This window comes from Salinivibrio sp. MA607 (genome assembly GCF_001996245.1).
GTDB lineage: Bacteria > Pseudomonadota > Gammaproteobacteria > Enterobacterales > Vibrionaceae > Salinivibrio > Salinivibrio costicola.
In genome coordinates, this window is sequence record NZ_MUFJ01000008.1 from 116376 (window position 1) to 126635 (window position 10260).

General features: G+C 50.0%; 7 protein-coding genes, 2 tRNA genes and 2 rRNA genes. 7 read left to right on the forward strand and 4 right to left on the reverse strand.

Annotation, left to right across the window (positions count from 1 at the left end):
* Nucleotides 1-38 precede the first annotated feature (38 nt).
* Nucleotides 39-1025 (reverse strand): fumarylacetoacetate hydrolase family protein, encoded by a 987-nt coding sequence (locus BZG81_RS05965; protein ID WP_077676965.1) that lies wholly within the window; start codon nucleotides 1023-1025, stop codon nucleotides 39-41.
* 14 nt (nucleotides 1026-1039) lie between these two features.
* Nucleotides 1040-2179: a homogentisate 1,2-dioxygenase gene (locus tag BZG81_RS05970; protein ID WP_077676966.1), complete on the reverse strand. Its 1140-nt coding sequence runs from the start codon at nucleotides 2177-2179 to the stop codon at nucleotides 1040-1042.
* Nucleotides 2180-2411: 232 nt separating this feature from the next.
* Between BZG81_RS05970 and BZG81_RS05975 the strand changes: the two genes are divergently transcribed.
* Nucleotides 2412-2900 carry a MarR family winged helix-turn-helix transcriptional regulator gene (locus BZG81_RS05975; RefSeq protein WP_241827364.1) on the forward strand — a complete coding sequence of 163 codons (489 nt, stop codon included), beginning with the start codon at nucleotides 2412-2414 and terminating at the stop codon, nucleotides 2898-2900.
* Here the strand turns inward: BZG81_RS05975 and BZG81_RS05980 are convergent.
* Nucleotides 2870-4219 carry an MATE family efflux transporter gene (locus BZG81_RS05980; protein ID WP_077676967.1) on the reverse strand — a complete coding sequence of 450 codons (1350 nt, stop codon included), beginning with the start codon at nucleotides 4217-4219 and terminating at the stop codon, nucleotides 2870-2872. The two genes, BZG81_RS05975 and BZG81_RS05980, sit on opposite strands and share 31 nt — an antisense overlap.
* 219 nt (nucleotides 4220-4438) lie before the next feature.
* Here BZG81_RS05980 and BZG81_RS05985 point away from each other — a divergent pair, with 219 nt between their 5' ends.
* Both BZG81_RS05985 and groL read left to right on the forward strand, forming a co-directional pair.
* Nucleotides 4439-4729 carry a co-chaperone GroES gene (locus BZG81_RS05985; RefSeq protein ID WP_021024083.1) on the forward strand — a complete coding sequence of 97 codons (291 nt, stop codon included), beginning with the start codon at nucleotides 4439-4441 and terminating at the stop codon, nucleotides 4727-4729.
* Nucleotides 4730-4772: 43 nt separating this feature from the next.
* Complete coding sequence (gene groL, locus BZG81_RS05990; RefSeq protein ID WP_021024082.1) at nucleotides 4773-6419, forward strand: chaperonin GroEL; 1647 nt, start codon at nucleotides 4773-4775, stop codon at nucleotides 6417-6419.
* 77 nt (nucleotides 6420-6496) lie between these two features.
* Here the strand turns inward: groL and BZG81_RS05995 are convergent, their stop codons facing one another.
* A complete protein-coding gene (locus BZG81_RS05995; protein ID WP_077461911.1) occupies nucleotides 6497-6829 on the reverse strand; it encodes an SMR family transporter in 333 nt (110 codons plus the stop codon).
* Nucleotides 6830-7560: 731 nt separating this feature from the next.
* Between BZG81_RS05995 and BZG81_RS06005 the strand changes: the two genes are divergently transcribed.
* The 4 genes from BZG81_RS06005 to BZG81_RS06020 all read left to right on the forward strand — a co-directional run.
* A 16S ribosomal RNA gene (locus BZG81_RS06005) occupies nucleotides 7561-9129 on the forward strand.
* A gap of 262 nt (nucleotides 9130-9391) precedes the next feature.
* A tRNA-Ile gene (locus tag BZG81_RS06010) sits at nucleotides 9392-9468 on the forward strand.
* A gap of 40 nt (nucleotides 9469-9508) precedes the next feature.
* Nucleotides 9509-9584, forward strand: a tRNA-Ala gene (locus BZG81_RS06015).
* A 502-nt stretch (nucleotides 9585-10086) separates the two neighbouring features.
* A 23S ribosomal RNA gene (locus BZG81_RS06020) occupies nucleotides 10087-10260 on the forward strand; the annotation flags it as partial.

Genomic DNA, 10260 nt, shown 5'->3' on the forward strand with positions numbered 1-10260 from the left:
CGTCAAGCGCGCCTAGAGGTACTAGGCGCGCATCAAGGTTACTCTGCGATGTAACGGGTCACAGTTTGCTCAATGGCGCCGAAAATAGACGCATCTTGGCTGTCGCGCATATCGATAGTGACGCTATCGCCAAAGGTCATAAACGGAGTTTTTGCCTCGCCTTGGTCGATAATTTCCAGCATGCGCTTTTCGGCTAAGCAGCAAGAGCCTTTACTGCGATCGGTATTGGACACGGTCCCGGAGCCAATAATGGTCCCTGCACTGACATGACGGCTTTTCGCTACATGGGCGACCAGTTCGGCAAAATCAAAGGTCATATCGACACCGGCGTCGGGCGAGCCAAACCAGTCGCCGTTCAGAGTGACATGCATCGGCAAGTGGACTTTATGGTCGCGCCAGTGATCGCCAAGCTCATCGGGGGTAACCGCCACCGGCGAAAAAGCAGAGGCGGGCTTGGATTGGAAAAAACCGAACCCTTTGGCAAGCTCGCCGGGGATCAGGTTGCGCAGAGAAACATCGTTGACCAGCATCAGTAATTTAATGTGTTGGCCGGCTTTGTCAGCGCTTAGGTGCATGGGGACATCATCGGTGACGACGGCTAGCTCGGCTTCAAAGTCACAGCCCCACGCATCATCCACTAATTCAATCTCATCACGCGGACCAAGAAAGCCATCAGACATGCCTTGATACATCAAAGGATCGGTCCAAAAACTCTCAGGCATTTGTGCGCCGCGTGCTTTGCGCACCAGTTCAACGTGGTTAACGTAGGCGCTACCATCCGCCCACTGAAAGGCGCGGGGCAGCGGTGAATCGCAGACACTTGGGTCAAAGGCAAAAGACTCACTGACTTGGTTGTCGTTAAGCGCGTCATAGCGCTGAGTCAGTTTGGGCGCAAGGGTCGTCCAATTATCGAGTGCCGCTTGTAGTGTGGGCGCAATATCGTCGGCGTGGACGGCGCGAGTAAGGTCGCGAGAGACCAAAATCAATTTGCCATCACGTCCGTGTTTGAGTGAAGCCAGTTTCATTGCTTTCTCCTTCGCTATTCTGCGTCACTTGGCGTGCGCCAAGAGTAGACATAATCGGTCAGTTCGGTGGCTTTCGCCGCGTCGCCCATATCAAGTGGCATGCGGGTATCGATCATCACCGCCACTTCATCGGTCTCTTTTTTCTGATGCTTTTTGCCCGCGGCAAAGGCTTTTGGGTGAGGTCCATGTGGGAAGCCACAAGGGTGTAAGGTCACCATACCGGCATCAATGTTATCGCGGCTGAAAAAGTCACCTTGGTGATAGAAAAGCACTTCATCATAGTCATCGTTATTGTGGTAAAAAGGCACCTTCAGTGCGCCAGGATCCGACTCGATCGGGCGGGGGACAAAGGTACAAATCACAAAACCTTGCGCGACAAAGGTGGTGTGCGCGGATGGCGGCAAGTGATAACGATGGCTCATTAGTGGGCGGATATCTCGCCAGTTAAGCCGGAATACGGTGAGGTTGCCCTTCCAGCCTACGGCATCGAGTGGGTTATAAGGATAAGTGACAAGGTTGAGCTGTTGGCGCGATTTGATCATCACCTGCCAGCTTTCGCTATCGGATTGCTGGGCTTTAAAGCTATCGTCAATACGTGCATGTTCTAACACCGCGGGGTCAAACACCGCATGCTCGCCGACAATGCCTCGTTCGGCGCTCATGTAGGAGCCATGTGTCGCTTCAATCATCAGCAAAGTAGTGGCCTCATCCGGCATCAGTCGCCAGCTGGTGGCGCGAGGAATAATCAAGTAATCTCCTTTGCTGTAGCGCAAGTGGCCGTAATCGCAATACAGCGAGCCTTCGCCCTGATGGACGAATAAGCAATCGTCGCCATCGCTGTTGCGTACCAGATAAGACATGGCGGTATCGGTGCGCCATAAGCGAACCTGAACATTGGCATTGGATAACAGCACAGGGGCATCCATTGGCGACGTGCCTTGCGTTTCAACTCGGTTGGTGTCAAAAGCATGCGGTCGCAATGGGCCTTCCCACTCACTCCAGCCCGTCGGGGGATGGCGGTGATACATATGACTGGCCGGGCCAAAAAAGCCTTCCTTGCCACATTCGCGCTCGTAGGTTCCTTCGGGAAAGTCGCAGTGGGCTTGACGTGAGGCGTCCCCTTCACGAATGGGGAATGAAAACCACTTTCGCATATCTCGCTCCTTGTGCTGGGCGGCCGTGGTCACCGGTACGGCCAAATAGTTTCAAAAGAAACAATCTATCCGTTCATACTAGCGAGCAGACAAGATAAAAAGCAACGTACTGTTAACAAATATTTTACCTTGTCTGTTCAGTATTTTTGCCGCCTAAAAACCGTAAGTGTAAACAAAGCACTACCTTTGCATCTTATCGACGCCTCTCGTAAGGTAAGGTATATGATTTCAATTGAAACTAACTGATATGACCGTTCCGCACCTAGCCCTTGACAGTTTTTTGCCCTACAAATTAGTTCACACCGCAGAGCTGGTTGCCGATAGTCTTGCGGCACGTTATGAAGCAGAGTTTGGATTGTCGCGTCCAGAATGGCGCGTGCTGGCCTCTTTGGGCGCACGGGATGGCGTGATGGCGAAAGACTTAGCCGCAGAAACGCGGTTGGATAAAGTGAAAGTGTCGCGCTTGCTTACCCGTTTAGAGCAGCATCAGTTGGTAGAGCGACGCGCGTGCCAAGGTGATCAGCGCGCCGCGTTAGTCCATTTGACCGACAAAGGCCGCACCCATTATCAGACCATTATTCCCAAGGTGTTGGAGTGGGAAAAAGCCATGCTTGAGGGACTCAGTGCGGCGCAGTATCAAGCCTTATATCAGGCATTAGATGCCTTGCAGCACCGAGTGTATCACTTGGATCAGACCGGCAGTGACGAAGCCAGTGTTTGACGGCGCAACACCACGGCATATAGGTACGCCATAATACCGGCCAGTAGATTGGCAACAGCGATTCCCGCAAACAGGCCATGGGTGCCGTTGACCATGCCGCCCAGCCACGCACAGGGCACTAAGAAAACAAACAAACGGACTAGGTTGCAGGCGAACGAATGCAGCGAACGCTTCATGGCATTCAGGCCGCCGACCAATAACATCAAGGTGCCTTGTAAGCCGTAACTGGCCGGGACCACCATCAAATAGTGGGCAATTTCTTGTTGAACCCGCACATCGTCACTGAACACATCCGCAATCAGATCGATAAAAGGCCACAGCGATAAGTACAAGGCAAATTGGAACAAGATGGCAAAGCGCATCGCACTGAACAGCGCCTGAAAGGCCCGCTGATGGTATTGGGCGCCAAAGTTTTGCGACATTAAGGGCGTAAGCGAAGACGTCATTGCCATCATCACTATCAATAAAATCGCTTCAATCCGTTGCGCGGCGCCATAGGCGGCAACGCTTTCTGTGCCTTGTGAGGCGAGCATCATCATTAATATGGCAGCTGCGGCGGGGTTGAGCGCATTGGTCATTCCAGCAGGCATGCCAATTTTAAGAATTTGACTCACATCGGTGCCGATCTGTTGCCATTGCGGCGCAATCAGTAGCTGCTCTCGTCGAGTGAGTACGATAAGTGCAGCGAGCATGGCTCCGGCCCAGCTCAAGGCACTGGCGATAGCGGCACCTTGCACGCCTAGTTCAGGGAAAGGGCCTAAACCAAAAATTAGCAAGGGGTCGAGAACGCCATTAATCAGCCCAGAGACCATCATGATTTTGGCTGGGGTTTTGGTATCACCTGTGGCACGAATGGCGGCATTACCTGCCATCGGTACCACCAATAAAGGAATCGTGAGGTACCATATCTGCATATATTCATGGATCAGTGGAAGTAAATCTTTACTGGCGCCTAATGCAGAAAAAACGGGAACAATGGTGGCAGCACCCAACCAGCCAAGCAACATCACGAGCAACAAGGCCAATAATAATCCGTGGGTTGATACGCGCGCCGCATCTTGGTGATCTCCTTGGCCGAGTAAACGTCCGACAAGTGCTGCAATACCGACTCCTAACCCGAGAGTGATGGAGTTCACCGCAAAGGTGATAGGAAAGGTAAAACTCACCGCTGCCAACGCCTCTGTCCCTAGTTGCGAGATAAAAAAGGTATCGACCACGTTGAACATGATGATCGCAAACAGGCCGAACACCATTGGAATCGTCATTTTGCGCAAGGTTTGATTAATTGGAGCAGAAAGCAACCCGTGTTTATCGTTCATAGTCTCTGATCGCTGAGTTGGGACGGCTTACCCTAGCGGATCCGCATAAGGTGAGAAAGTTACGTGTCTAAAAAAAACAAAAAAATTGCTGTAAAGCCCTTGGGAAAGAAAAAGTCCGTCCCCACATAGGGAGAGACATCAGGTACCGGACGCATGTACGGCCTGTGTGCATACTTACTTCATCAAACGGAACATCATTACTAATTCAGGAGACGACCGATGAACATTCGTCCACTACATGATCGCGTTATCGTTGAGCGCCAAGAAGCTGAGTCTAAATCAGCGGGCGGCATCGTGTTAACTGGTTCTGCTGCAGAAAAATCTACCCGCGGTAAAGTACTGGCGGTAGGTAAAGGCCGTATTCTTGAAAACGGCAGTGTGCAGCCGTTGGACGTTCAAGTGGGTGACACTGTTATCTTCTCTGAAGGCTTTGGTACCAAAACCGAAAAGATCGAGGGTCAAGAGGTTTTGATCTTGTCTGAAAGCGACATTATGGCAATCGTTGAGTAATTCATTTCACCTCCAATCAATAACGTAAGAAAGGAATAAAAACATGGCTGCTAAAGACGTTAAATTTAGTGACGACGCACGTGCGAAAATGCTCGAAGGTGTGAATGTTCTGGCGGATGCCGTTCGCGTCACACTGGGCCCTAAAGGCCGTAACGTAGTGCTCGACAAATCATTCGGTGCACCAACCATCACTAAAGATGGTGTTTCTGTTGCGCGTGAAATTGAGCTGGAAGACAAATTCCAGAACATGGGCGCGCAAATGGTGAAAGAAGTCGCTTCACAAGCCAATGATGCGGCGGGTGACGGCACGACCACAGCGACCGTATTGGCGCAGTCTATTATTAGCGAAGGCCTAAAAGCAGTTGCTGCGGGCATGAACCCAATGGATCTCAAACGTGGTATCGACAAAGCTGTCGTTGCCGCGGTGGAAGAGCTGAAAAATCTGTCTGCACCTTGCACCAGCAACAATGCTATTGAGCAAGTGGGAACTATCTCGGCAAACTCTGACCACACTGTTGGTAAGCTTATCGCACAAGCAATGGACAAAGTGGGCCGTGACGGTGTGATCACTGTTGAAGAAGGACAGTCGCTGCAAGACGAACTGAGCGTTGTGGAAGGCATGCAGTTCGACCGCGGTTACTTGTCTCCGTACTTCATTAACAATCAAGAAGCCGGTAATGTTGAACTGGATAACCCATTTATCCTACTGATCGACAAAAAAGTCTCTAACATTCGCGAACTACTGCCAACCCTTGAAGCGGTTTCTAAAGCGTCTCGTCCGCTGCTGATCATTGCAGAAGATCTTGAAGGTGAAGCGCTGGCCACCTTGGTGGTAAACAATATGCGCGGCATTGTTAAAGTGGCAGCAGTGAAAGCACCTGGTTTCGGTGATCGTCGTAAGGCGATGTTACAAGACATCGCGACCCTGACTGCAGGTACTGTCGTGTCTGAAGAGATCGGTATGGATCTTGAGAAAGTGACACTAGAAGACCTTGGCCAAGCCAAGCGTGTCACCATTACTAAAGACAACACCACAATTGTTGATGGTATTGGTGAAGAAGCGGCGATCGAAGGTCGTGTTGCTCAAATTCGTCAACAAATCGAAGACGCGACGTCTGACTACGACAAAGAAAAACTGCAAGAGCGCGTTGCCAAACTGGCTGGTGGTGTTGCGGTGATTAAAGTCGGCGCGGCGACCGAAGTTGAAATGAAAGAGAAGAAAGATCGCGTTGAAGACGCATTGCACGCAACCCGTGCTGCGGTTGAAGAAGGCGTGGTTGCCGGTGGTGGCGTTGCGCTTATCCGTGCTGCAAGCAAAGTCGGTGAGCTAAAAGGCGATAACGAAGAGCAAAATGTCGGTATCCGTGTGGCGCTACGTGCGATGGAGTCACCACTGCGTCAAATCGCCACTAACGCAGGTGACGAAGACTCAGTGGTTGCGAACAACGTGAAAGCGGGTGAAAACCACTTTGGCTACAACGCATCAACCGGTGAATACGGTGACATGATTGAAATGGGTATCCTGGATCCAACCAAAGTGACGCGTAGTGCGCTTCAGTTTGCGGCATCCGTGGCTGGCCTGATGATCACCACCGAAGCCATGATTACTGATCTGCCACAAAAAGATGGCGGCGCTGATATGGGTGCTGCTGGAATGGGCGGTATGGGAGGAATGGGCGGCATGATGTAATCTGCCTCTCCTCCTTAAAGAAAAAACCCAGCTTCGGCTGGGTTTTTTCGTTCTCGGGCTGACGCCAATAACGCGACTCAGTGCGGAGACGCAGATGAAAAAATATTCATCACTGCTACACCCGAGACAATCAGTACCATGCCGATAATCGCCGCTGTATCGAGTTTTTGGTCAAAGACAAGCCAGCCAATTAAAGCAATCAATGTTACACCAGCACCTGCCCAAATTGCATAAGCGATACCAACCGGTATAGCGCGTAGTGTCAGCGCGAGTAAATAGAAAGAAAAACTGTACCCCACTACGACTAACACCGAAGGGACGAGCTTTGAAAAGCCGTCGCTGTTTTTGAGTGACGCCGTTGCAATCACCTCTGCCACAATCGCAAACCCCAGAAAAAGCCAGTGCTTCATATCGATGACTCCCAAGTGAGAAACAGGCCGACTATGCTACCAGCCCCTTTTCATGATGTATGCCTCATTTTTTCTAGAGAAAGGTGAAAATTTCGACTATGTTAATAAATCCAAACAAAAACAAGCCTTGACTGAACGTTAAAATAGACAAAAAAAGCGACTTAGTATGTTTTTTGTGCGGGTGAGTTTTTTTTTGCAAAAAGGGGTTGCGGTAAAAACTGAGATCTCTATACTGCGCTTCCTGTCGACGGGGCAACGAGACGTAAGTCACGAAATGCAGACCACTAAGTCGACACGCTCTTTAACAATTTGACCTATGCAATCTGTGTGGGCACTCGTTGAGAATAGACAAAAAGATTTATTCGATGAACTGAGTGACCAATTCATGTTGGTACAGCCTTGAGCTGTTTTGATTTCACTTTTTTAAAAGTGGATGCCAACAAGAGCACAGTCAATTCGTTTGTCTCGCAAGAGACGAACAAAACAGAAAGTGGCGTATTATGCCACTCCCGCTCAACGATGAGCGGCGCTCTTTAACAATTTGACCTATGCAATCTGTGTGGGCACTCGTTGAGAATAGACAAAAAGATTTATTCGATGAACTGAGTGACCAATACGAAACAACGTTTACGTTGTTCGGCACAGTCAATTCGTTTGTCTCGCAAGAGACGAACAAAACAGTATTTATCGAGCCGTTTGTCTTTTCTTWGGAAAAGCAAACACCAAAACTTTAATTGAAGAGTTTGATCATGGCTCAGATTGAACGCTGGCGGCAGGCCTAACACATGCAAGTCGAGCGGAAACGGCAGTATTGAAGCTTCGGTGGATTTACTGGACGTCGAGCGGCGGACGGGTGAGTAACGGCTGGGAACCTGCCCTGACGAGGGGGATAACCGTTGGAAACGACGGCTAATACCGCATAATGTCTTRRTTCRTTAGAGYYRGGACCAAAGGTGGCCTCTACATGTAAGCTATCGCGTTGGGATGGGCCCAGTTAGGATTAGCTAGTTGGTAAGGTAATGGCTTACCAAGGCAACGATCCTTAGCTGGTTTGAGAGGATGATCAGCCACACTGGGACTGAGACACGGCCCAGACTCCTACGGGAGGCAGCAGTGGGGAATATTGCACAATGGGGGAGACCCTGATGCAGCCATGCCGCGTGTGTGAAGAAGGCCTTCGGGTTGTAAAGCACTTTCAGCAGTGAGGAAGGTYGTGTACTTAATACGTGCACGGCTTGACGTTAGCTGCAGAAGAAGCACCGGCTAACTCCGTGCCAGCAGCCGCGGTAATACGGAGGGTGCGAGCGTTAATCGGAATTACTGGGCGTAAAGCGCATGCAGGCGGTTTGTTAAGTCAGATGTGAAAGCCCGGGGCTCAACCTCGGAACCGCATTTGAAACTGGCAGGCTAGAGTCTTGTAGAGGGGGGTAGAATTTCAGGTGTAGCGGTGAAATGCGTAGAGATCTGAAGGAATACCAGTGGCGAAGGCGGCCCCCTGGACAAAGACTGACGCTCAGATGCGAAAGCGTGGGTAGCAAACAGGATTAGATACCCTGGTAGTCCACGCCGTAAACGCTGTCTACTTGGAGGTTGAGGTTTTAGACTTTGGCTTTCGGCGCTAACGCATTAAGTAGACCGCCTGGGGAGTACGGCCGCAAGGTTAAAACTCAAATGAATTGACGGGGGCCCGCACAAGCGGTGGAGCATGTGGTTTAATTCGATGCAACGCGAAGAACCTTACCTACTCTTGACATCCAGCGAAGCCTTTAGAGATAGAGGYGTGCCTTCGGGAGCGCTGAGACAGGTGCTGCATGGCTGTCGTCAGCTCGTGTTGTGAAATGTTGGGTTAAGTCCCGCAACGAGCGCAACCCTTATCCTTGTTTGCCAGCACRTAATGGTGGGAACTCCAGGGAGACTGCCGGTGATAAACCGGAGGAAGGTGGGGACGACGTCAAGTCATCATGGCCCTTACGAGTAGGGCTACACACGTGCTACAATGGCAGATACAGAGGGCAGCGAGACAGCGATGTTTAGCGAATCCCTTAAAGTTTGTCGTAGTCCGGATTGGAGTCTGCAACTCGACTCCATGAAGTCGGAATCGCTAGTAATCGTGGATCAGAATGCCACGGTGAATACGTTCCCGGGCCTTGTACACACCGCCCGTCACACCATGGGAGTGGGCTGCACCAGAAGTAGATAGCTTAACCTTCGGGAGGGCGTTTACCACGGTGTGGTTCATGACTGGGGTGAAGTCGTAACAAGGTAGCCCTAGGGGAACCTGGGGCTGGATCACCTCCTTACTGACGCTATTCTTGCGAGTGTTCACACAGATTGCTTGTACACACCGCCCGTCACACCATGGGAGTGGGCTGCACCAGAAGTAGATAGCTTAACCTTCGGGAGGGCGTTTACCACGGTGTGGTTCATGACTGGGGTGAAGTCGTAACAAGGTAGCCCTAGGGGAACCTGGGGCTGGATCACCTCCTTACTGACGCTATTCTTGCGAGTGTTCACACAGATTGTATAGGTTGAAATTGAAAGAGAGCACATCATTGCTTTGATGGGTCTGTAGCTCAGCTGGTTAGAGCGCACCCCTGATAAGGGTGAGGTCGGTGGTTCAAGTCCACTCAGACCCACCAACACATCCCCAAATGTGTTGGTTAACAAAGTAATCAATGTGGGGCTATAGCTCAGCTGGGAGAGCGCCTGCCTTGCACGCAGGAGGTCAGCAGTTCGATCCTGCTTAGCTCCACCACTTTTTAAGCGTATTTATAWTGATAAGTGCCTTTAAAAAGTGGTTTATCGTCGTGATAAAYACACATGCTCTTTAACAATCTGGAAAGCTGACAAGTCATTCTTTAAGAATGACAGTAAAGTTCTCAATCAGTGACATATCATGTCACTCACACAATCAAGTGTGCTTGGACTTTGTCTTATTAAATCAATAACGACAAAGTTTCTATTTGAGTCCGGCAAAAACAAAACCTTAGTTGTTTAAACCGTTTGTTTTCACTTACATGCTCTCTTTAACAATCTGGAAAGCTGACAAGTCATTCTTTAAGAATGACAGTAAAGTTCTCAATCAGTGACATATCATGTCACTCACACAATCAAGTGTGCTTGGACTTTGTCTTATTAAATCAATAACGACAAAGTTTCTATTTGAGTCCGGCAAAAACAAAACCTTAGTTGTTTAAACCGTTTGTTTTCACTTTTTAAAAGTGAAAGTAAATAAGCAAGACCTTTTGGGGTTGTATGGTTAAGTGACTAAGCGTAGACGGTGGATGCCTTGGCWGTCAGAGGCGATGAAGGACGTATTAACTTGCGAAAAGCCCAGATAAGGCAGTAAAAGCCATTTGAATCTGGGATATCCGAATGGGGAAACCCACCTGCATAAGCAGGTATCTTAGCGTGAATACATAGCGCTAAGA

Bases quoted from the DNA above. Each gene is read 5' to 3' on its own strand.
- BZG81_RS05965 (WP_077676965.1), bottom strand. From the start codon at position 1,025: ATGAAACTGGCTTCACTCAAACACGGACGTGATGGCAAATTGATTTTG.
- BZG81_RS05970 (WP_077676966.1), bottom strand. From the start codon at position 2,179: ATGCGAAAGTGGTTTTCATTCCCCATTCGTGAAGGGGACGCCTCACGT.
- BZG81_RS05980 (WP_077676967.1), bottom strand. From the start codon at position 4,219: ATGAACGATAAACACGGGTTGCTTTCTGCTCCAATTAATCAAACCTTG.
- BZG81_RS05985 (WP_021024083.1), top strand. From the start codon at position 4,439: ATGAACATTCGTCCACTACATGATCGCGTTATCGTTGAGCGCCAAGAA.
- groL (WP_021024082.1), top strand. From the start codon at position 4,773: ATGGCTGCTAAAGACGTTAAATTTAGTGACGACGCACGTGCGAAAATG.
- BZG81_RS05995 (WP_077461911.1), bottom strand. From the start codon at position 6,829: ATGAAGCACTGGCTTTTTCTGGGGTTTGCGATTGTGGCAGAGGTGATT.